At 63.4% G+C, this 22,144-nt stretch carries 13 protein-coding genes, 2 tRNA genes and 3 rRNA genes; 10 read left to right on the top strand and 8 right to left on the bottom strand.

The window, feature by feature from the left end; translation table 11 throughout:
* Positions 1-303: 303 nt before the first annotated feature.
* The 6 genes from M8R19_RS27760 to M8R19_RS27785 form a co-directional block, all read right to left on the bottom strand.
* A complete protein-coding gene (locus M8R19_RS27760; protein WP_249919533.1) occupies positions 304-975 on the bottom strand; it encodes a YoaK family protein in 672 nt (223 codons plus the stop codon).
* 55 nt (positions 976-1,030) lie between these two features.
* On the bottom strand, positions 1,031-1,303 hold the full coding sequence (locus M8R19_RS27765) for a XapX domain-containing protein (RefSeq protein ID WP_074985944.1): 273 nt from the start codon (positions 1,301-1,303) through the stop codon (positions 1,031-1,033).
* 75 nt (positions 1,304-1,378) lie between these two features.
* Positions 1,379-2,071, bottom strand: a complete 693-nt coding sequence (locus tag M8R19_RS27770) for a hydrolase (RefSeq protein WP_249919534.1) — start codon at positions 2,069-2,071, stop codon at positions 1,379-1,381.
* Between the two features lie 96 nt (positions 2,072-2,167).
* Positions 2,168-3,445, bottom strand: coding sequence for an OprD family porin (locus tag M8R19_RS27775; RefSeq protein ID WP_249919535.1), 1,278 nt, complete (start codon positions 3,443-3,445; stop codon positions 2,168-2,170).
* 46 nt (positions 3,446-3,491) lie between these two features.
* Positions 3,492-5,330 carry an amidohydrolase gene (locus tag M8R19_RS27780; protein ID WP_249920241.1) on the bottom strand — a complete coding sequence of 613 codons (1,839 nt, stop codon included), beginning with the start codon at positions 5,328-5,330 and terminating at the stop codon, positions 3,492-3,494.
* A 466-nt stretch (positions 5,331-5,796) separates the two neighbouring features.
* Complete coding sequence (locus tag M8R19_RS27785; RefSeq protein WP_249919536.1) at positions 5,797-6,717, bottom strand: LysR family transcriptional regulator; 921 nt, start codon at positions 6,715-6,717, stop codon at positions 5,797-5,799.
* A gap of 317 nt (positions 6,718-7,034) precedes the next feature.
* Here M8R19_RS27785 and M8R19_RS27790 point away from each other — a divergent pair, with 317 nt between their 5' ends.
* The 4 genes from M8R19_RS27790 to M8R19_RS27805 all read left to right on the top strand — a co-directional run bounded on the left by M8R19_RS27790 (position 7,035) and on the right by M8R19_RS27805 (position 15,161).
* Positions 7,035-7,838, top strand: coding sequence for an AraC family transcriptional regulator (locus M8R19_RS27790; RefSeq protein ID WP_249919537.1), 804 nt, complete (start codon positions 7,035-7,037; stop codon positions 7,836-7,838).
* Between the two features lie 133 nt (positions 7,839-7,971).
* Positions 7,972-8,514 carry a flavin reductase family protein gene (locus tag M8R19_RS27795; protein WP_249919538.1) on the top strand — a complete coding sequence of 181 codons (543 nt, stop codon included), beginning with the start codon at positions 7,972-7,974 and terminating at the stop codon, positions 8,512-8,514.
* A gap of 339 nt (positions 8,515-8,853) precedes the next feature.
* Positions 8,854-11,823 (top strand): DNA methyltransferase, encoded by a 2,970-nt coding sequence (locus M8R19_RS27800; RefSeq protein ID WP_249919539.1) that lies wholly within the window; start codon positions 8,854-8,856, stop codon positions 11,821-11,823.
* Positions 11,823-15,161, top strand: coding sequence for a DEAD/DEAH box helicase family protein (locus M8R19_RS27805; protein ID WP_249919540.1), 3,339 nt, complete (start codon positions 11,823-11,825; stop codon positions 15,159-15,161). Before M8R19_RS27800 ends, M8R19_RS27805 begins: the two co-directional genes overlap by 1 nt.
* A gap of 24 nt (positions 15,162-15,185) precedes the next feature.
* On the opposite strand, the gene M8R19_RS27810 is transcribed toward M8R19_RS27805, so the two are convergent.
* Positions 15,186-15,488 (bottom strand): hypothetical protein, encoded by a 303-nt coding sequence (locus M8R19_RS27810; protein WP_249920242.1) that lies wholly within the window; start codon positions 15,486-15,488, stop codon positions 15,186-15,188.
* Positions 15,489-15,557: 69 nt separating this feature from the next.
* Here M8R19_RS27810 and M8R19_RS27815 point away from each other — a divergent pair, with 69 nt between their 5' ends.
* Complete coding sequence (locus M8R19_RS27815) at positions 15,558-16,367, top strand: hypothetical protein (protein WP_249919541.1); 810 nt, start codon at positions 15,558-15,560, stop codon at positions 16,365-16,367.
* Positions 16,368-16,490: 123 nt separating this feature from the next.
* On the opposite strand, the gene M8R19_RS27820 is transcribed toward M8R19_RS27815, so the two are convergent.
* On the bottom strand, positions 16,491-16,763 hold the full coding sequence (locus M8R19_RS27820; protein ID WP_249919542.1) for a hypothetical protein: 273 nt from the start codon (positions 16,761-16,763) through the stop codon (positions 16,491-16,493).
* Positions 16,764-16,899: 136 nt separating this feature from the next.
* On the opposite strand from M8R19_RS27820, the gene M8R19_RS27825 reads away from it, so the two are divergent.
* The 5 genes from M8R19_RS27825 to rrf all read left to right on the top strand — a co-directional run bounded on the left by M8R19_RS27825 (position 16,900) and on the right by rrf (position 22,056).
* A 16S ribosomal RNA gene (locus M8R19_RS27825) occupies positions 16,900-18,436 on the top strand.
* A gap of 64 nt (positions 18,437-18,500) precedes the next feature.
* A tRNA-Ile gene (locus tag M8R19_RS27830) sits at positions 18,501-18,577 on the top strand.
* A gap of 27 nt (positions 18,578-18,604) precedes the next feature.
* Positions 18,605-18,680 (top strand) — tRNA-Ala (locus tag M8R19_RS27835).
* A gap of 236 nt (positions 18,681-18,916) precedes the next feature.
* Positions 18,917-21,806, top strand: a 23S ribosomal RNA gene (locus tag M8R19_RS27840).
* Between the two features lie 134 nt (positions 21,807-21,940).
* Positions 21,941-22,056: ribosomal RNA gene (gene rrf / locus M8R19_RS27845) — 5S ribosomal RNA — on the top strand.
* The 16S, 23S and 5S rRNA genes sit together here with 2 tRNA genes alongside, the layout of an rRNA operon.
* The last annotated feature ends 88 nt before the right edge of the window (positions 22,057-22,144 follow it).

The following is a 22,144-nucleotide window of genomic DNA, read 5'->3' on the forward strand; positions in this document are numbered from 1 at the left end:
CAGAAGGCCGAGCGAAACCGGCGCTCAGGAGGTCATGCGACATGGATGTCGCGAGAGCCCCGTGACGTACCCTCGGAACGGCGCGCTACACCGAACCCAACCCGAAGAAGTCTCTGGGTTATTCCCCTTCGGGCCAGCGCAAGCGCTGTTCGCGATGGAGCCGCGTCCCGCGTTCGCGGGAATGACGGGGTGGAGATCGGAGCGCGGGGCCAAAGCGCCACACTCCGCAAGCCAAAAGCCAAGCCCCACCCCATATGAAAAATACCGTTCCCCTGTGAAAAAACAGCACTCCCAGCCCGGAACCTACGCAACCCGCCCCTCACTACCACGCACACCGACAAGCGCCACAGCCAGGGCGACGACGGGCGGCACGATGAAGCACCACATCCCCACCCAGACATAAACGAGCGCCGCCAGCCCGCAGCCAGCGGCAAAGGTCAGCACGGCAAACGCCATCCTGCGCATCCTGCCCAGGGCGAGGGCGCGCGCCGCGCCGTCCACCCCGCGCAGCAGGTCGGCCAGGTCGAGCATGATCTGCGTGGTGGTCCCGGTCATCAGCGTCGAGGGTGGCGCGCTGGCCAGGTGCATGCGCTGGAGCGCGTTCTGGATAGCCATGGCTGCCACCAGCAACATGCCCGCGGTGAAGGCCGGGGCCGCGTCGGCGTCCTGAAACGGCCCGGAGGCGATCAGGATGGCTGCGGCGGCCAGCAGCAAGGGAATCTTGGCGAGCATCAGCCAGCCCGGCGAGCGGATCAGCCTCGACAGCACCACCACCACGCAAAAGACCGGCAAGGCCGAGAGCTTGGCCAGGGCGCCGCTGCTCCCGTGCACGAGCGTCGCGCCCAGGGTGACGAAGTTACCGGTGACGTGGGCCGTGAACAGCCCATGCAGGGCGAGAAAGCCGGCGGTGTCGACATAGCCGGCATTGAACCCCAGCAATCCGCTGAGCGTGGGCGAGACGGCGGGCTGTTCCATGTTGGCTCCTTGGAAACGGTGGCGGACAGTGCGCAGTCGGATGGAGTGACGCCGTTCAGGTCCGCTCCCGTTCGGCGGCCTCTTCCGACGCCTGCCGGCCAGGCAACTGGCCGAGCACGTGGTTGGTCGCCTGGGCCTTGTCGCAGGCCGTGCTGAAGGCCGTGCCGCTCAACAGCTGCTTGCCGACCGGAATGACCTGCTCGCCGACCAGGATGCCGAGCAGTCCGACCAGGGCCACCAGCGGCGGGGCGGGCGAGCGTACGTTCAACAGACTGTAGATGATGCCGACCAGCAGGCCGGCGCCCAAGGACAGGACATACAGTTTCATGGTGCACCTCGATGCCGGGGCGGACGTGGGCACCGGGGGATCGCAGCGCGATGCCCCCGGGGCCGGTTTACGGCCTTACTTGGCCGGGTTCGGGCCGATGCGCTCACCGTGCTGCACGCGCTCGGGCGCCTTGTGGACCATGGTGTAGGCGTAGTCCACGCCCATGCCGTAGGCGCCGGAGTGGTCCTTGACCAGGGCCATGACGTCTTCGTAGGTCTCCTTGCGGGCCCAGTCGCGCTGCCATTCCAGCACCACCTGCTGCCAGGTCACCGGGACGATGCCGGCCTGGATCATGCGGTCCATCGCGTACTTGTGGGCATCCGCCGAGGTGCCGCCCGAGGCGTCCGCCACCATGTAGATCTCATAGTCGGTGTCGTGCAGGCACGACAGGGCGAAGGTGGTGTTGCACACCTCGGTCCACAGCCCCGCGACGACGACCTTCTTGCGGCCCTTGGCGGCGTTCGCGGCCAGTGCGTCACGCACGTTCTGGTCGTCCCAGGAGTTCATCGAGGTGCGTTCCAGAATTCTGTTTTCCGGGAACACCGCCAGCAGCTCGGGGTAGGTGTAGCCGGAGAAGCCTTCGGTCTCGACCGTGGTGATCGTGGTCGGGATGGCGAAGGCCTTGGCGCCCCTGGCCAGCGCGACGACGTTGTTCTTCAGCACCTGGCGGTCGATCGACTGCACGCCGAAGGCCATCTGCGGCTGCTGGTCGATGAAGATGAGCTGGCTGTTCTGCGGGGTCAGGAGTTCAAGGTATTTGTTGCTCATGGTTCTCTTCCTTCATGGGTCGAGTGGATGGAGCGCGGCACCTGCGTGCCGAGCCGGGTGGCAGGCGGCCTGGTCCGGGCGCGGGGGCTTCCGGGCTCACAGGGCGCCCTTGATGGGGTATTCGATGATCAGGTACAGGCGGTCGATGTCGTCGCCGCCCTGGGCCGCGTCGGCGCGGTGGCTGACCTGGGAGAGGTACAGCGACAGGTCCTTGGCCGGGCCGGACTGGAAGACGTAGCGCAGCTCGCTGTCGCGCTCCCAGTGGCGCCCGCCGCGGCCATACAGGCCGGCGTAGACGCCGTCGGCGGGGGCGTGGCTGCCGTCGATGCCGCTACCGCGCACGTAGCGGGCCATGAAGCCCAGGCCGGGGATGCCGAACACGCCCAGGTCGAGGTCGTAGCGCAGTTGCCAGGACTTCTCGCCGGGGCCGTTGAAGTCGGCGTACTTGATGGAATTGGCCAGGTAGATGGAGTCGCCGCCGACGAAGTCGAAGGGGGTGTCGCCGTCGACCTGCTGGTAGCCGAGGGTCAGGGCCTGGGCGCCGAAGCGCTGGCGCGCCGACAGGCTCCAGGCGGTGGTGTCCAGCGCCCCGGCGCGGGCCTGGCCTTCGTCGCGGGTCTTGTACAGGTTGCCGTCGACCAGCAGGCCGGCGTGGCCGTAGTGCAGGTTCAGGTAGTACTGGCGCCAGGCGTCGTCGAGTTGGCCGGCGAACAGTGCGCCGCCGAAGTCGCCGGGCGGGGCGAAGTCGGCGCCGGCGAAGCTCACCGCGCTGCCGCGGGTGCTGGCGCCGTAGCCGTCGAAGTCGCCGTGGCCGGAGGCCGAGTCCTGGTTCTTGAAGGCGGTAAAGCGCCCGGCCTGCAGGTGCACGCCGACCAGTTCGCGGGAGTCGAGCAGGGCGCCGCTGGCGTATTCCGGCTGCAGGCGCTTGTCGCCGGTGTCGAAGACCGGGGTTTCCACGGTCATCTCGCCGAGTCTCAGGGTGCTGCGGGAGAAGTCCAGCTTCAGCGCGCCGCCGGCGTCGGCGTAGTCGTCGGCCGCGGAGCCGTCGGCATTGCGCGGCAGCAGGCCGGTGCCGGCGTGGCCGCGGCCGCCGTCGAGCTTGACGCCGAGGAAGGCGTGGGCGTCGAAGCCCAGCCCCAGCGCGCCCGGGGTGAAGCCCGAGCGGAAGTCGGCGATGAAGCCCTGGGCCCATTCCTGGCGCAGGCTCTGGCCGCTGGGCGAGGGTTGGGTGCGGTAGTCGTTCTGCAGGAAGTAGTTGCGCCCGAGCAGCGACCATTGCGCACCGTCCAGCAGGCCGTCGTGCGGGGCCGCGCGGGCTTGCGAGGCGGCGCAGGCCAGGGTGGCCAGCAGCAGGGTGGGGGAGCGTCGGACCATCGCGGGCTCTCGGTGATGGCGCGGGCCGCCAGGCCCGCGCCGGCTTTCAGAAGGCGAAGCAGGAGCAGCCGAAGGCGCCCCAGAAGCCCTGGAAGTCGCTGACCGGCACGTTCGACCGGCGCGCCCGCCCGTGGTCGTGGGCGTGCACCGCGCAGGCGCCGATGCACTGGTGCACCTGGGCGGCGAGCGGCGCGGCCGGCTTCCAGTGGCCGGGGACCTTGGCCACCGGCGACCACTCGGGCAGCACCGGCAGCGCGGGCGGCGCCAGCTTGTCGAACTCGCCCGCGGCGTAGACGACCTTGCCGCCGACCACGGTCAGCACCGATTCGAGCCACTTGATCTGCTCCGGCTCGACGCTGAAATAGTCCGCGCTGAGCGCCGCCAGGTCCGCCAGTTGCCCGATCTTGATCTGCCCCTTCTTGCCCTGCTCGCTGGAGAACCAGGCGCTGCCGTGGGTGAACAGCTGCAGCGCGGTGTCGCGGGACAGGCCCTCGGGGTACAGGCTCAGGCCGCCGACGGTCTTGCCGCTGACCAGCCAGTACAGCGAGGTCCAGGGGTTGTAGCTGGAGACGCGGGTGGCATCGGTGCCGGCGCCCACCGGCACGCCCTCGGCGAGCATGCGCTGGATCGGCGGAGTTGCCTCGGCGGCCTTGGCGCCGTAGCGGTCGACGAAGTATTCGCCCTGGAAGGCCATGCGGTCCTGGATGGCGATGCCGCCGCCCAGGGCCCGCACGCGCTCGATGTTCTGCGGGGTGATGGTCTCGGCGTGGTCGAAGAACCACGGCAGGCCGTTGAAGGGAATGTCGCGGTCGACCTTCTCGAACACGTCGAGCATGCGCGAGATGGATTCGTTGTAGGTGGCATGCAGACGGAACGGCCAGCGCTGTTCCACCAGGTGGCGCACCACCGGCTCCAGGTCGGCTTCCATGTTCGGCGGCAGGTCCGGGCGCGGTTCGAGGAAGTCCTCGAAGTCGGCGGCGGAGAACACCAGCATCTCGCCGGCGCCATTGTGGCGGAAGAAGTCGCTGCCCTGGCCGTACTTCACGCTGCCGGTCCAGTTCCTGAAGTCCGCCAGTTCTTCCCTGGGCTTCTGGGTGAACAGGTTGTAGGCGATGCGCACGCTGAGCTGGCCGGCGTCGGCCAGTTGCTGGATCACCTGGTAGTCGTCGGGGTAGTTCTGGAAGCCGCCGCCGGCGTCGATGGCGCTGGTCAGGCCCAGGCGGTTGAGCTCGCGCATGAACTGGCGGGTGGAGTTCACCTGGTATTCCAGTGGCAGCTTCGGCCCCTTGGCCAGGGTGGCGTAGAGGATCATGGCGTTGGGCCGGGCGATCAGCATGCCGGTGGGGTTGCCGCTGCTGTCGCGGACGATCTCGCCGCCGGGCGGGTTGGGCGTGTCCTTGGTGTAGCCGACCACGCGCAGGGCGGCGCGGTTGAGCAGGGCGCGGTCGTACAGGTGCAGGACGAACACCGGGGTGTCCGGCGCGGCCTGGTTCAGTTCGTCGAGGGTCGGCATGCGCTTCTCGGCGAACTGGAATTCGGTCCAGCCGCCGACCACGCGCACCCACTGCGGTGAAGGCGTGCGCTCGGCCTGCTCCTTGAGCAGGCGCAGGGCGTCGGCCAGGGAGGGCACGCCTTCCCAGCGCAGTTCCAGGTTGTAGTTGAGCCCGCCGCGGATCAGGTGCAGGTGGGAATCGTTGAGGCCGGGGATGACGGTGCGGCCCTTCAGGTCGACGACCTGGGTGGCGCTGCCGCGCAGGGCCATGGCCTGGGCGCCGGTGCCGACGGCGAGGAACTTGCCGTCCTTGATGGCGACGGCGCTGGCGGTGGGGTTGTCGCGGTCCACGGTGTGGATGCGGCCGTTGTGCAGGATCAGGTCGGCGGTCATGGATTTGCCTCGGGTTTCGACAGGCGTGGAACCAGCCGCGCCGGCCAGGGGCAGGGCGGACAGCAGCGCCCCCGCGGCGCCGAGCACGGAGCCGGCGGCGAGAAAGTGGCGGCGGCTGGGGTTGGATGAGTCTTGGCTCATCGGGCGTTCCTCGGGCAGCGGGCAGGCAGCCGGGGCGGCCGGAGGCCGTTGCCGCGCCGGGGGCGCCCGCATGCCGGATCGAGCATGGCGTTCAGCAGCCTGCGCAGGCGCCCGGGGATGTGCTGGCGAAGGGCGGCCGCGAGCGGCCGTCGAGCCTGGTCAGGAGACGATCGGTCGGGGTCGGCAACGAACGGCCGGGGGCAGCTTTCGCGGTAGCCATGGCGAAGGGGCTCCGGTGGGGTGTGGAGCGCAGACTGTGCGCCGGCCGGCTACCCCCGGTCTTGTCGCGATGCGCGCATTTGGGATGTTTGTGCGCTGCGCTCGCTCAAGCGCCGTTCAGGGCCCAGGGCGCGCGGGCCAGGTGTTCGCCGAGGAAGTCGAGGAGGGCGGTGACCCGCGCCGGGCGCAAGGGGCCGGGCGGCGTCACCAGGTTGATGTGGATTGGGGCGATGTGCCAGTCCGCCAGGACTTCCTCCAGGGCCCCGCTCTCGAGGGCCTCCCAGACGATGAACTCCGGCTGCAGCGCCAGGCCCTGGCTGGCCATCAGCACGGGGCCGATGACGTCGGCATTGTTGCTGCTGAGCCGGCCGCGCACCGGCACGGCGCAGTCGCCCTGGAGCGGGTGATGGAACTTCCAGACCTCCGGCGTCGGCAGGTTGCTGTAGAGCAGGCAGCGGTGCTGCGCCAGGTCTTCCGGGTGGCGCGGGCGGCCGTGCCGGTCGAGGTATTCCGGGGTGGCCACCAGGGGCCGCCGTACCGCGCACAGCCGGCGTGACCTGAGGCTGGAATCGGGCAGCTCGGCGATGCGCAGGGCCACATCGAAGCCGCCGGCCACCACGTCGACCACCTGGTCGTCGAGGGACAGGTCGAGCTCAATCTCCGGGTAGCGCTGGAGAAACGCCGGGACCAGCGGCGCGAGGTACTTCAGGCCGAACGACATGGGCGCGGTCATGCGGATGCGGCCGCTTGCCGTGCTGGCCTGGGCGCAGGCCTCGGCCTCCGCGGCGCGCCCTTCCTCGAGGATGCGCAAGGCCCGTTCCCAGGCCTGGGTACCGGCGGCGGTGAGGGACAGCCGGCGCGAGGTGCGGTGCAGCAGGGCCGTGCCCAGGCGGCGCTCCAGGCGCGCGATGGCCTTGGACACCGTGGGCTGGGAGATGCCCAGCGCCTCGGCCGCGCCGGCGAAGGAACCGCTGTTGGCCACCTGGGCGAAGATCGCCCAGGCTTCCAGGTCGGGAAGGCGTTTCATGCATGAAAGGGAATGGATGAAATTCCATTGATTCTATTTGTGCTGGCCTGGACGCTCAATATCATCTTCCTCTAACGGCTCGGGAGTGGCCGGGTGGCGAGGCGTCTATCCTGCAGGCTGTCGTCTCGCTGCAATGCGGGGGCTCTATACCGGGCTCAGCGGGTGTCGCTCCCCAGGGCGCCCTGCGGGGCGATTGGACAGATGAATTCGAGCCGGGAGGGCAGGCCATGCGCTTGGACAATAAGGCAAGGCAGGAGGCTGCCCGGGACGGGCAGGCGCGGGCAGCGGCGGCCCTCGGCGGCGGGAGCTGCTCGATTATGCGCAGAAGCGAGGAGCGCCCGGACGCCGGGCAGGTGCTGAACATCCCCTGCGACGATGCCTTCTCGGTCATCGTCCAGCTCCGCGACTTCGCCTCGCACCGCCTCTGGCGCGGCGGCCGCCTGGTGTTCGACGGCGGCCATGCGCGGCAGAGCATGGCCATCGCCTACCTGGGCGACGAGGTGCGCTGCCAGCACCTGGCGGCCTACGACAACCTGCGCTTCACCCTGCCGTGCACCGCCATGAACGAACTGCTCTACGAGGAAGGCGTCGCCACGCCGGTGGCGTTCGACAGGCTCACCGGGCAGGACGATCCCGTCGTCTACCACCTGGCGCAGGCCCTGCTGCCTGCGCTGGACATGCCGGGCCAGGTCAACCAGCTGTTCGTCGACCAGGTATTGCTCGCCCTGTGCACCCACCTCAACGCCCACTACGGCGCGGCCCCGGCGCCACGGGAGTCGGCCAGGGGCCTGGCCGGCTGGCAGCTGCGGCGCGCCCAGGAGCTGATCGCCAACCACTTGAGCGACGGCCTGTCGGTAGCCCGCCTGGCCGAGGAGTGCGCGTTGTCCCGCAGCTACTTCACGCGCGCCTTCAAGCTCAGCACCGGCCTGTCGCCCCACGACTGGTTGCTGAGGATGCGCGTGGAAAAGGCCAAGGCCCTGATGCGCGACACCCCGCTGGGCCTGTCGCAGATAGGACTGGACTGCGGCTTCGCCGACCAGTCGCATTTCTCCCGGGTATTCCTCCGCCTGACCGGCATGTCGCCGGCCAGCTGGCGGCGTTTCCAGCGGCTGGAGCGATAGCGCGCGGCGATCCTGAAGAAGAGGCGCCGGGGCTGGCAGTCACCCGTAAGGCGCCTCATGGGCAATCCATGGGAAAGCGCCTACGCTATGCCTTCCCGCCCCTGCGTGGAACCCTGCGACGAGGAGCACCGCCATGAAAGCGTTGAAGCTGGAGAAGGCCTTCACCCTGCTGGAGCCTGGCCCGGTGGTATTGGTCACCACCTGCGACGCTGGCCAGCCCAACATCATGACGCTGTCCTGGACCATGGTGGTCGACTTCACCCCGCGCTTCGCCTTCACCACCGGGCCCTGGAACCACTCCTACGCCGCGCTGGAAAAGACCCGCGAGTGCGTCATCGCCATTCCCGCCGTGGACCTGCTCGACACCGTGGTCGGCATAGGCACCTGCTCCGGCGCCGACACCGACAAGTTCGCCCGCTTCGGGCTGACCGCCGTGCCGGCCCGGCATGTCGGCGCGCCGCTGATCGGCGAGTGCCTGGCGAACATCGAGTGCCGGGTGGTCGACGTGGTCGAGCGGCACAACATAGTGGTGCTCGACGGCATCGCCGCCTACGTTGACTCCAAGCGCGAGGAACGCCGTACCCTGCATGCGGTCGGCGACGGCACCTTCGTGGCGGATGGCGAGACGTTCGACCGGCGCAAGGCGATGCGCTCGAAGCTGCCGCCCGGCGTCTAGTCGAGCTCCCTTGGCGCAGCCCGGCCCCCGCCGGTCGCGAATGACGCGCTTCTCTTGTAAGATCAACGGTTTGGATTGGCAGGGCGCGGCCCAGGTTGCCAATCGCAAGTCAGTTGAGATTCACTGCCTGCCGGATCGCAGAGGGAGCTGAATCCTGATTTCCGCCTGCCACCCCGGTCGTCATGCCGCCGAAGCGCCTCGCCACTGCGGCGCGGGCCGGCGGTGCGTGCATCCCGAGCATAGTCCGAGCCCGCCGTGCCGAACCCGGCTGCGGGTGCGGCGTGCGTTTTCCCGGCGCTGAACCCGGACAGATACAGCGGTATTGAAAAAGGCCAAGTCATGAGCGACATCCGTAATCCCAAGCACCAGGCCCTGGTCGCCAAGCTGCGCGAGATCTTCCAGATCGACCGCCCGGAGCTGGACTTCGGCGTCTACCGCATCCTCAATGCCCGCGCCGGCGAGATCAACGACTACCTGGAGCGGCGCCTGCCGCGCAAGATCCAGGAGCACCTGGCGGGGGGCGACGGCGCCGAGCACGAGAACGCCGTCTTCAGCCACCTGCTGACCTTCTTCAGCCGTTACTACAACAACGGCGATTTCGTCAGCCAGCGCCGCTACAAGGGGGACACCTACGCCATCCCCTACGCCGGCGAGGAAGTCATGCTGCACTGGGCCAACAAGGACCAGTACTACACCAAGAGCGGCGAGAACTTCGCCAACTACAGCTTCCGCCTGGAAGACGGCCGCGCCGTGCACTTCCGCCTGGTGGCCGCCGACACCGCCAAGGACAACCGCAAGGACAACGACAAGGAACGCCGCTTCGCGCTGATCGAGCCGATGACGCTGAGCCGCACCGACGAGCACGGCCACGAATACGACGAAGCGCTGCTGCCCATCGAGGAGGGCGACGGGGCCGACGGCCAGCCGCTGCTGACGCTGCGCTTCGAATACCGCGCGGTGGCCAAGGGCACCAAGCAGGAGACGCTGATCGGCAAGGCCGTCGAGACCGTGCTGGGCGACGCGGCGGTCAAGGCGCGCTGGGCCGAGCTGGCCAGGCGCGAGCCGACCGAGAAGAACCCGCAGCGCACGCTGCTGGAGAAGAATCTCACCGACTACGCCAGCAAGAACACCGCCGACTACTTCATCCACAAGGACCTCGGGCGTTTCCTGCGCGGCGAGCTGGACTTCTACATCAAGAACGAAGTCCTGCACCTGGACGACCTGCAGAACGCCACGGCCATCGCCGACATCGACAAGAGCCTGCGCATGACGCAGTGCCTGCGGGCCATCGCCCGGGAGCTGATCGACTTCCTGGCGCAACTGGAGGAGTTCCAGAAGAAGCTCTGGCTGAAGAAGAAGTTCGTGGTCTCCAGCCATTACTGCATCACCCTGGACCGGGTGCCGGAGGCGCTGTATCCGGCCATCGCCGGCAACCCCCGGCAGTGGGAGCAGTGGCGCCAGCTGGGGCTCTGGACGAGCGCGGCGAACGGCACCGAGCAGGACCTGCGCAACGCCCCCTTCCGGATGCTCGACACCAGCCTCTACGACGCCGCCTTCAAGGCGCGGCTGCTGGCTTCCATCGCCGACCTGGATGGCAGCGTCAACGGCACCTTCGTCCACAGCGACAACTTCCAGGCCCTGAGCTTCCTGCAGGAGCGCTACCGCGAGCAGGTCAAGTACATCTATATAGACCCGCCCTACAACACCAACTCCACGCCCATCCTCTACAAGAACGAGTACAAGCACTCGTCCTGGATGAGCCTGATGCAGGACCGCCTGCTCAAGGGCATGAGCCTGCTGCGCTTCGACGGCGTGAAGACGGTGGCGATCGACGACTCTGAGATGGTCAACCTGTCCAAGGTGATGGAGCAGGTGGCGCCGGAGCACACGCTGTCGCGGGTCACCGTGGTGCACAACCCCAAGGGCTCGATCACCCGCAACTTCAACCGTACCCACGAGTACGCGCTGTTCCTCACCCGCGACGGGCTGTCGAGCATCGCCAGGACCCTGGAAGAGAACGGCACCCCGCGCAAGATGCGGCGTTGGGGCGAGAACTCCCGGCGCATCGACCGGCGGCCGTCGTTCTACCCGATCTACGTGGTGGACGGCCGCGTGGTCGACGTCGGCACGGTGCCGGACGACGACTTCCACCCGACCGGCAAGAACGTCCTGCTGGCCGATGGGCGCATCGAGGTGTGGCCTATCGACCAGGAAGGCGTCGAGCGGCGCTGGAACTTCGGCCTCGACTCCATCCGCCAGAACCTGGAGCGCGTCGCGGCGCTCAAGGTCGGCGATGACTGGGACCTGTTCGTCACCCATGAACAGACCGTGCCCAAGACCGTCTGGAGCGGCGGCGAGTTCGATGCCGGCAAGTATGGCAACAGCCTGCTCATCGACATGCTCGGCGAGAAGCGCTTCGACTTCCCGAAATCGATCCACCTGGTGAAGAAGTGCATCTCCCTGGCGGTCCAGGCCGACGAGCAGGCCTTGGTGCTCGACTACTTCGGCGGCAGCGGCACCACCGCCCATGCGGTGGTGGAGCTGCGGCGCGAGGCCCAGGCCGCGGGCCTGGAGCCCAAACTCGGGTTCATCCTGGTGGAGCAGGGCGAGTACTTCGAAACCGTGACCAAGCCGCGGGCGATCAAGGCCATCTACTCCGCGCAATGGAAGGACGGCGAGCCCACGGCGCCGCAGACCGGCCTGTCCGGCTGCTTCAAGGTGCTCAAGCTGGAGAGCTACGAGGACGCCCTGAACAACATCCAGCTCGCCCGGCCGCCGGCGGTGGGCGACCTGTTCGGCTTCCTCCCGGACCACGCGCGGGACGACTACCTGCTGCGCTACATGCTGAACGTGGAAAGCCGCGCCTCGTTGCTGTCGATCGGCGATTTCCGCAAGCCGTTCGACTACGCCATGGACATCGCGGTGGACTCCGCCGGCGCCTTCGAGCGGCGCCCGGTGGACCTGGTCGAGACCTTCAACTACCTCCTCGGCCTGCGCGTCGGCCAGGTGGATGCGCAGCTGGAACGCGGCTTCGTCAAGGTCACCGGCAGCCTGCCGGGCGGGGAAAGCTGCCTGGTGCTCTGGCGTGACTGCGAGGTTCTCGACTACGAGGGCATCAGCCGGCTCTGCGAGGAACTGGCGATCGACCCGGCGAACAGCCGCTTCGATGTCATCTACCTCAACGGCGACCACAACATCCCCTCGGTGCTCACCCAGACCGCGGCGGAGGGCGGCGCTACCCGCGAGCTCAAGCTGCGCCAGATCGAGCCGGAATTCCTCGAACGCATGTTCGCCGTGGAGGCGCTCTGATGGCGCGTGCACCACGGGGCGCGGCCGGCAAGCGGAGCTTCCACCAGGAACTGGTGCTCAACCGCTGGATGCTGGGCTTCTTCAAGGGCGGCAGCCTGGGGGCGCTGAAGCTGCGTCTGGGCGACGACCGCCACGAAGGCATCGACGACGACGGCCAGACGCTGTTCTTCCACGAGCTCGCCGGCAACCTCTTCGAGCCGCAGCGCATTGGCGAGGCGGAGCTGCGCCGCTACGACCTGAACATCGTCGCGCACTGGCAGCGCATCACCGCCCAGCGCAACAAGCGCGAAGGCCACGAACTGCAGATGAAGTACTTTCAGTACCTGTCGCTGCTGTTCACCGAAATCTACCTGGACTGGTACTTCAATCGCCGCGAAGCGCTGCTCGATGGCCTGAACGAAACCCTGGCGGCCTACCGCGGGGAGGCCGGCGCCGATCCGTTCCGCGACTTCGACGCCGACGACCTGAACAAGATCGCCTTCTGGAACGCCACCGGCAGCGGCAAGACGCTGCTGCTGCACGTCAACATCCTGCAGTACCTGCACTACTTCCAGGCCGGCAATGGCGACCGCTACCCGAGCAAGGTCATCCTGTTGACGCCCAACGAGGGCCTGTCGCGCCAGCACCTGGAAGAGCTGCACCTGTCCGGCTTCGGCTTCGCCCAGTTCTTCAACAAGAGCCAGACGCCGCCGCGCGGCACCATCGAGATCATCGACATCAACAAGCTCGGCGACGAGATGGGCGACAAGACCGTGGCGGTGGACGCCTTCGAGGGCAACAACCTGGTGCTGGTGGACGAAGGCCACCGCGGCACCGGGACTGCCGCGGGGGCCTGGATGAGCCGGCGCGACGCCCTGGTGCGCGGCGGCTTCGCCTTCGAGTATTCGGCCACCTTCGGCCAGGCGGTGGCCAAGGGGCTGACCGTCGACGCGGCTGAGGAAGAGCTGAAGAAGAAGCGCGCGAAGATGCTGTTCCAGACCGCCAGCCTGAAGAAGCTGGACGAGGACCAACTGGCGCAGTTGGCGCTGACTGCGGAGGAGCTGCGCCAGGCGCGCATCACCGCGACCCGCGAGGTCTATGCCAAGTGCATCCTCTTCGACTACTCGTACAAGTTCTTCTACGAGGATGGCTACGGCAAGGACTCGCTGATCCTCAACATGAACGGCGAGGCCTATGCCGAGGGCGACAACGCCTACAAGTATTTCGCCGCCTGCCTGCTGGCTTTCTACCAGCAGACCTGGTTGTGGAGCCGTCATCGCGAGCAGCTGCAGGACTTCAACATCGAGAAACCGCTCTGGGTGTTCGTCGGCAACAAGGTGGCGGACGAGGATTCGGACATTCTCGAGGTGGTGACCTTCCTCGCCGAGTTCCTCAATCGCGAGGCGCAGATCAAGGCCTGGCTGGCGGACCTGGTGAACGACAAGGCGCAGTTGCTGGACGCCAAGGGCAACAACATCTTCCAGGGGCGCTTCGCGCCGTTGCTGGGCTATGGCGACAGGATCGACGAGCTGTACGCCGATATCCTCCAGCGTGTGTTCAACGCCCCGGCCCGCCAGCGCCTGAAGCTGGTCAACATCCGCAGCAGCAAGGGCGAACTCGCCCTGCGGGTGGGCGATGGCGAGCCCTTCGCGCTGATCAACATCGGCGACGACTCCGCCTTCTTCCGCCAGGCCGAGGCCTGCGCTGCCTTCGACAGCGAGGCGGATGACTTCAGCGGCGCGCTCTTCGGCACCCTGAACCACAAGGACAGCCGGCTGAACGTGCTGATCGGTTCGCGCAAGTTCACCGAGGGCTGGAGCAGCTGGCGGGTTTCCACCATGGGCCTGCTCAACATGGGGCAGGGCGAGGGTTCGCAGATTATCCAACTGTTCGGCCGCGGCGTGCGGCTGAAGGGCGAGGGCTTCTCGCTCAAGCGCACCAGCCCCCAGGAACGCCCCAAGGGCCTGCACCTGGACAAGCTGGAAACCCTGAACATCTTCGGCGTGCGCGCCAACTACATCGCCGCCTTCAAGGATTACCTGAAGGAAGAGGGGATCACCCCCAGCGACGAGCTGATCGAGCTGGAGCTCCCCACCCGGGCGAACCTGCCGCAAGGCAAGCTGAGGACCCTGGCGCTCAAGGACGGCTACAAGGACAACCAGCAGAAGGGCTTCAAGCGCACCCATTTCCCCTGGCTGTACGAAGTGCCCGCGGCGTTCGCCGGCAAGGTCAAGCTGCCCCATGTGACGCTGGACCTGTATCCGCGCATCGAGGCGCTGAGCACCACGAAGGCGGCGGGCTCCGTGGCCCAGGCGCGCAACCGCGCCAGGCTCAACCCGGCGCTGTTCGGCCTGTTCGACTGGGACCGCATCTATGTCGAGCTGCAGGACTGCAAGCTGCAGCGGGGCTGGAGCAACCTGCGCCTGGACCGGCAGAAGCTGATGGAGTTCTGCCAGGGGCCGGCCGACTGGTACACACTGCTGATCCCGGCCAGCGAGCTGGCGATCACCGGCTATGCCGACGTCAGCAAGCAGGAAGACATACTGGTCCGCCTGCTGGTCGACTACACCGAGCGTTTCTACAAGGCCCTGAAGAGCGGTTACGAAGGCCAGTTCTACGACGTGGTCCAACTGGACGCGGGGCACGGCTCGATGCTCAAGGGCTACCGCTTCGAGATCGAGGGCAGCGAGCAGGGCCTGGAGTATTTCCACAAGCTGGAGGAGCTGAAGGCGCTGGTGGCGGAAGGGCGGATCGACCAGGCCGGCCAATGGAGTGCGCCGCACATGGTGGCCATCAGCTTCGATCGTCACCTGTACTACCCGCTGCTGTCGCTGGACGACAAGGACGCCGTGCCCTTCAAGCTGCGCCCGCTGGCGTTCGACGCGCCCAGCGAGTGGGATTTCGTCAGGGACCTGGAGGCTTTCCACGGCTCGCCCGCCGGCAGGCAGGCCATCGGCTCGCGCAGCCTGTACCTGCTGCGCAACGCCGCCACCCAGGACAAGGGCCTGGGCTTCGCCACCGCGGGCAACTTCTATCCCGATTTCCTGCTCTGGCTGGTGGACGAGGCGACGGGGCAGCAGTGGCTGACCTTCGTGGACCCCAAGGGCCTGCGCAACCTGGACCTGGGACACCCGAAGCTGGGGTTGTACAAGGAGGTCAAGTCGATCCAGGCCACGTTGGCCAAACCGGGCGAGCAGACGCTCGTGCTCAACGCCTTCGTGCTGTCGCCGACGCCCTACGCGGAGTTGCTGAACGTCGCGGAGCATTGCCCGAAAGCGGAGCTGGAGGACCGCCACATCCTCTTCATGGAGGATGGCGCCGGCAGCTATCTGGAGAAGATGTTCGCGAGGATAGGGTAGGGTGCTGCTGGCTGTAGCCGAGGGCTACAGCCAGTGGGCAGGAACTTCGATCTCGTAGTTCTTGGCCACGATGGCCAGGGTCCGGGCGATTTCCGCGTGGCGCGCCTGCTGTGCGCCATCCCAGCTTTCCCGGTTGGCCAGCAGAGTCTTGAGTTCCTCCAGGTTGTACATGCCCAGGCGGAGGAAGTTGCCCCAGGTCGGGGCGCCGAAGAGATTGTAGATGGTGGTGGTGTCGTCGCGCTCGCTGGCCAGGCGCTTGGGGCCGGTCAGCTTCTCGGCGGCGGCTTCCGCCTCGTCGCGGTCTTCGTAGGTGTTGAGCAGCTTGATCATGAAGAACGTGCGATCTCTTCGTGTAGCATGACTGAGGGGCGTCGATTGTAGGGAGTAGATGTTCGCATGTCGAATCCATGGAAGGCCTGCAACCTGTACCAGAACCTGCTGGAGTCGTTGCCGCCGGGGCTGGTCGCCCGCGTTCCGGCGGGGCACTCCAGGCTGCTCGCCTGGCAGCAGGAGTCACGCCACTACTACCAGACGATGTATCTCGATGAGGCGCAGGGCGTTCCAGCGCTGAAACGACCCGGCGACGCGGTTTGTCGGGAATGCGAGAAGTTTCACCTCTCCACGCTCAAGCAGATAGACAAGAACCCGGACATCGACCTGGGCAATGAACTGGAGGCGGTGTTCGAGGCCTACTTCCAGCAAGTCCTGGATACCCTCGTTCCGGGGCTCGTGATCGAACGGGCCGATCAGCAGGAGCTGCACATGCCGGATTTCCAAGTGCGGCATGTGCAAAGCGGCGAAGTTCTGCTGCTGATGGAGTTCAAGGTCATATTCCGGCCGTTCCTGCGGATCTCACAGAAGGTCAATCCGGCCTACGAGTGTTATTCCCACTCGATGACGCTGGACGTCGCCGGCAAGTTGAACGCCCAGCGCGAGCTCGTGGTCAACGGCCCGGGCGCGCGCAAGTGCGCCTACGTCTATTGGTACGACCTGCCTTGCGTGAAGGGCGTGTTCTGGATGTCGGCGGAAGACGTGTACCGGCACCAGGACGAGCAGGTTGCCTATAAGAGGAAGGTGGTCAGCGGCGACATGGGCTCGGCAGGGCAGGTGAGGGGCGCGGTCAGGAAGCTGTACCTGCCGCTCTATCAAATGAATGACTTCGACTCGCTGGTCTCGCTGCTGCAGGAAAGAGTACCGCTGAAATAAAAGTTTCAAAAAGTCGTTGACGGGGGTTTTGAAGTCCCTATAATGCGCACCACTCCCAGCGACGAAGCGCTGAAAGGGCTTGAAAATCAAGCACTTAAGCAGGTTCGAAGTTGAGAGTGGTGATCAGGCCGGTGATTCACTCGCCGCCTTTGGGTTCGACAGCTGCTCCGGCAGCGAGCCAAAAGGAAGATCGCCGAGGTGCTTGACAGCGAGTTTGATCGCTGTAGAATGCGCCTCCCGCTGACGAGAAGCTCCGGCCGATCGACAGCGCAAGCGGTTGAGTAGGAACGAAAAATTCTGAAAATAACGCTTGACGAAATAAGAGGTTGGCGTAGAATGCGCGGCCTCGGTTGAGACGAAAGCCTTAACCAACTGCTCTTTAACAAGTTGAATCAAGCAATTCGTGTGGGTGCTTGTGAGCTAAGACTGGTGATCGCAAGATTATCAGCATCACAAGTAACACTCGTGAATTCGAGAGTTTTTTGCGATTGCTGAGCCAAGTTTAGGGTTTTCTCAAAACCCGATCAGTATTGAACTGAAGAGTTTGATCATGGCTCAGATTGAACGCTGGCGGCAGGCCTAACACATGCAAGTCGAGCGGATGAAGGGAGCTTGCTTCTGGATTCAGCGGCGGACGGGTGAGTAATGCCTAGGAATCTGCCTGGTAGTGGGGGACAACGTTCCGAAAGGAGCGCTAATACCGCATACGTCCTACGGGAGAAAGTGGGGGATCTTCGGACCTCACGCTATCAGATGAGCCTAGGTCGGATTAGCTAGTAGGTGGGGTAATGGCTCACCTAGGCGACGATCCGTAACTGGTCTGAGAGGATGATCAGTCACACTGGAACTGAGACACGGTCCAGACTCCTACGGGAGGCAGCAGTGGGGAATATTGGACAATGGGCGAAAGCCTGATCCAGCCATGCCGCGTGTGTGAAGAAGGTCTTCGGATTGTAAAGCACTTTAAGTTGGGAGGAAGGGCAGTAAGTTAATACCTTGCTGTTTTGACGTTACCAACAGAATAAGCACCGGCTAACTTCGTGCCAGCAGCCGCGGTAATACGAAGGGTGCAAGCGTTAATCGGAATTACTGGGCGTAAAGCGCGCGTAGGTGGTTTGGTAAGATGGATGTGAAATCCCCGGGCTCAACCTGGGAACTGCATCCATAACTGCCTGACTAGAGTACGGTAGAGGGTGGTGGAATTTCCTGTGTAGCGGTGAAATGCGTAGATATAGGAAGGAACACCAGTGGCGAAGGCGACCACCTGGACTGATACTGACACTGAGGTGCGAAAGCGTGGGGAGCAAACAGGATTAGATACCCTGGTAGTCCACGCCGTAAACGATGTCGACTAGCCGTTGGGATCCTTGAGATCTTAGTGGCGCAGCTAACGCGATAAGTCGACCGCCTGGGGAGTACGGCCGCAAGGTTAAAACTCAAATGAATTGACGGGGGCCCGCACAAGCGGTGGAGCATGTGGTTTAATTCGAAGCAACGCGAAGAACCTTACCTGGCCTTGACATGTCCGGAATCCTGCAGAGATGCGGGAGTGCCTTCGGGAATCGGAACACAGGTGCTGCATGGCTGTCGTCAGCTCGTGTCGTGAGATGTTGGGTTAAGTCCCGTAACGAGCGCAACCCTTGTCCTTAGTTACCAGCACGTTATGGTGGGCACTCTAAGGAGACTGCCGGTGACAAACCGGAGGAAGGTGGGGATGACGTCAAGTCATCATGGCCCTTACGGCCAGGGCTACACACGTGCTACAATGGTCGGTACAGAGGGTTGCCAAGCCGCGAGGTGGAGCTAATCCCAGAAAACCGATCGTAGTCCGGATCGCAGTCTGCAACTCGACTGCGTGAAGTCGGAATCGCTAGTAATCGTGAATCAGAATGTCACGGTGAATACGTTCCCGGGCCTTGTACACACCGCCCGTCACACCATGGGAGTGGGTTGCTCCAGAAGTAGCTAGTCTAACCGCAAGGGGGACGGTTACCACGGAGTGATTCATGACTGGGGTGAAGTCGTAACAAGGTAGCCGTAGGGGAACCTGCGGCTGGATCACCTCCTTAATCGAAGATCCTAGCTTACTCATAAGCTCCCACACGAATTGCTTGATTCACTGGTTAGACGATTGGGTCTGTAGCTCAGTTGGTTAGAGCGCACCCCTGATAAGGGTGAGGTCGGCAGTTCGAATCTGCCCAGACCCACCAATTGTTGTGGTGGTGCCTTGATCTGATGGGGCCATAGCTCAGCTGGGAGAGCGCCTGCTTTGCACGCAGGAGGTCAGGAGTTCGATCCTCCTTGGCTCCACCATCTTCCGCAATCGTCGTAAAGCTCAGACAGGAATGTTCGATAGAACGAACCTTGCTGTCTGGTCTTTGTACCGGAACCGTTCTTTAAAAATTTGGGTATGTGATAGAAGTAGACTGAATGATCTCTTTCACTGGTGATCATTCAAGTCAAGGTAAAATTTGCGAGTTCAAGCGCGAATTTTCGGCGAATGTCGTCTTCACGTTCGAGACGTATGACCAGATTGCTTGGGGTTATATGGTCAAGTGAAGAAGCGCATACGGTGGATGCCTTGGCAGTCAGAGGCGATGAAAGACGTGGTAGCCTGCGATAAGCTTCGGGGAGTCGGCAAACAGACTTTGATCCGGAGATCTCTGAATGGGGGAACCCAGCCAGCACAAGCTGGTTATCATACACTGAATCCATAGGTGTGTGAGGCGAACCAGGGGAACTGAAACATCTAAGTACCCTGAGGAACAGAAATCAACCGAGATTCCCTTAGTAGTGGCGAGCGAACGGGGACTAGCCCTTAAGCTTCTTAGAATCTAACAGAACGCTCTGGAAAGTGCGGCCATAGTGGGTGATAGCCCCGTATGTGAAAGGTTCTAGGAAGTGAAATCGAGTAGGACGGCGCACGTGAAACGTTGTCTGAACATGGGGGGACCATCCTCCAAGGCTAAATACTACTGACTGACCGATAGTGAACCAGTACCGTGAGGGAAAGGCGAAAAGAACCCCGGAGAGGGGAGTGAAATAGAACCTGAAACCGTATGCGTACAAGCAGTGGGAGCCCACTTGTTGGGTGACTGCGTACCTTTTGTATAATGGGTCAGCGACTTATATTCAGTGGCGAGCTTAACCGAATAGGGGAGGCGTAGCGAAAGCGAGTCTTAATAGGGCGTTTAGTCGCTGGGTATAGACCCGAAACCGGGCGATCTATCCATGAGCAGGTTGAAGGTTAGGTAACACTGACTGGAGGACCGAACCCACTCCCGTTGAAAAGGTAGGGGATGACTTGTGGATCGGAGTGAAAGGCTAATCAAGCTCGGAGATAGCTGGTTCTCCTCGAAAGCTATTTAGGTAGCGCCTCACGTATCACTCCAGGGGGTAGAGCACTGTTTCGGCTAGGGGGTCATCCCGACTTACCAAACCGATGCAAACTCCGAATACCTGGAAGTGTCAGCGTGGGAGACACACGGCGGGTGCTAACGTCCGTCGTGAAAAGGGAAACAACCCAGACCGTCAGCTAAGGTCCCAAAGTTGTGGTTAAGTGGTAAACGATGTGGGAAGGCTTAGACAGCTAGGAGGTTGGCTTAGAAGCAGCCACCCTTTAAAGAAAGCGTAATAGCTCACTAGTCGAGTCGGCCTGCGCGGAAGATGTAACGGGGCTCAAACCACACACCGAAGCTACGGGTGCATCGTAAGATGCGCGGTAGAGGAGCGTTCTGTAAGCCTGTGAAGGTGAGTTGAGAAGCTTGCTGGAGGTATCAGAAGTGCGAATGCTGACATGAGTAACGACAATGGGAGTGAAAAACTCCCACGCCGAAAGACCAAGGGTTCCTGCGCAACGTTAATCGACGCAGGGTTAGTCGGCCCCTAAGGCGAGGCAGAAATGCGTAGTCGATGGGAAACAGGTTAATATTCCTGTACTTCTAGTTACTGCGATGGAGGGACGGAGAAGGCTAGGCCAGCTTGGCGTTGGTTGTCCAAGTTTAAGGTTGTAGGCTGGGCACTTAGGCAAATCCGGGTGTTCAAGGCCGAGAGCTGATGACGAGCTTTCTTTTAGAGAGCGAAGTGGTTGATGCCATGCTTCCAGGAAAAGCTTCTAAGCTTCAGGTAACTAGGAACCGTACCCGAAACCGACACAGGTGGTCGGGTAGAGAATACCAAGGCGCTTGAGAGAACTCGGGTGAAGGAACTAGGCAAAATGGCACCGTAACTTCGGGAGAAGGTGCGCCGGTGAGGGTGAAGTATTTACTGCGTAAGCCCACGCCGGTCGAAGATACCAGGCCGCTGCGACTGTTTATTAAAAACACAGCACTCTGCAAACACGAAAGTGGACGTATAGGGTGTGACGCCTGCCCGGTGCCGGAAGGTTAATTGATGGGGTTAGCGAAAGCGAAGCTCTTGATCGAAGCCCCGGTAAACGGCGGCCGTAACTATAACGGTCCTAAGGTAGCGAAATTCCTTGTCGGGTAAGTTCCGACCTGCACGAATGGCGTAACGATGGCGGCGCTGTCTCCACCCGAGACTCAGTGAAATTGAAATCGCTGTGAAGATGCAGTGTATCCGCGGCTAGACGGAAAGACCCCGTGAACCTTTACTGTAGCTTTGCACTGGACTTTGAGCCTGCTTGTGTAGGATAGGTGGGAGGCTTTGAAGCGTGGACGCCAGTTCGCGTGGAGCCAACCTTGAAATACCACCCTGGCATGCTTGAGGTTCTAACTCTGATCCGTTATCCGGATCGAGGACAGTGTATGGTGGGCAGTTTGACTGGGGCGGTCTCCTCCTAAAGAGTAACGGAGGAGTACGAAGGTGCGCTCAGACCGGTCGGAAATCGGTCGTAGAGTATAAAGGCAAAAGCGCGCTTGACTGCGAGACAGACACGTCGAGCAGGTACGAAAGTAGGTCTTAGTGATCCGGTGGTTCTGTATGGAAGGGCCATCGCTCAACGGATAAAAGGTACTCCGGGGATAACAGGCTGATACCGCCCAAGAGTTCATATCGACGGCGGTGTTTGGCACCTCGATGTCGGCTCATCACATCCTGGGGCTGAAGCCGGTCCCAAGGGTATGGCTGTTCGCCATTTAAAGTGGTACGCGAGCTGGGTTTAGAACGTCGTGAGACAGTTCGGTCCCTATCTGCCGTGGACGTTTGAGATTTGAGAGGGGCTGCTCCTAGTACGAGAGGACCGGAGTGGACGAACCTCTGGTGTTCCGGTTGTCACGCCAGTGGCACTGCCGGGTAGCTATGTTCGGAATAGATAACCGCTGAAAGCATCTAAGCGGGAAACTAGCCTCAAGATGAGATCTCACTGGGAACTTGATTCCCCTGAAGGGCCGTCGAAGACTACGACGTTGATAGGTCGGGTGTGTAAGCGCTGTGAGGCGTTGAGCTAACCGATACTAATTGCCCGTGAGGCTTGACCATATAACACCCAAACAATTTGTGTGTTGGACGGTGAAGTCGACGAACCGAAAGTTCGTGTGAACCGCAAAGAAGACCTGTCACATACCCGAATCTGGGTGAGCGTGAGCGCAAGCCACGAGCATCCGAAAGAATTGCTTGACGACCATAGAGCGTTGGAACCACCTGATCCCATCCCGAACTCAGCAGTGAAACGACGCATCGCCGATGGTAGTGTGGGGTTTCCCCATGTGAGAGTAGGTCATCGTCAAGCACCTATCCCAAAACCCCTGATCAGCCTGGCTGGTCGGGGGTTTTGCTTTGGGGCGTGGAAAAGCTGGGGTGATCCCATCCACGCCATT

The organism is Pseudomonas sp. R3.Fl (assembly GCF_023516765.1).
GTDB lineage: Bacteria > Pseudomonadota > Gammaproteobacteria > Pseudomonadales > Pseudomonadaceae > Pseudomonas > Pseudomonas citronellolis.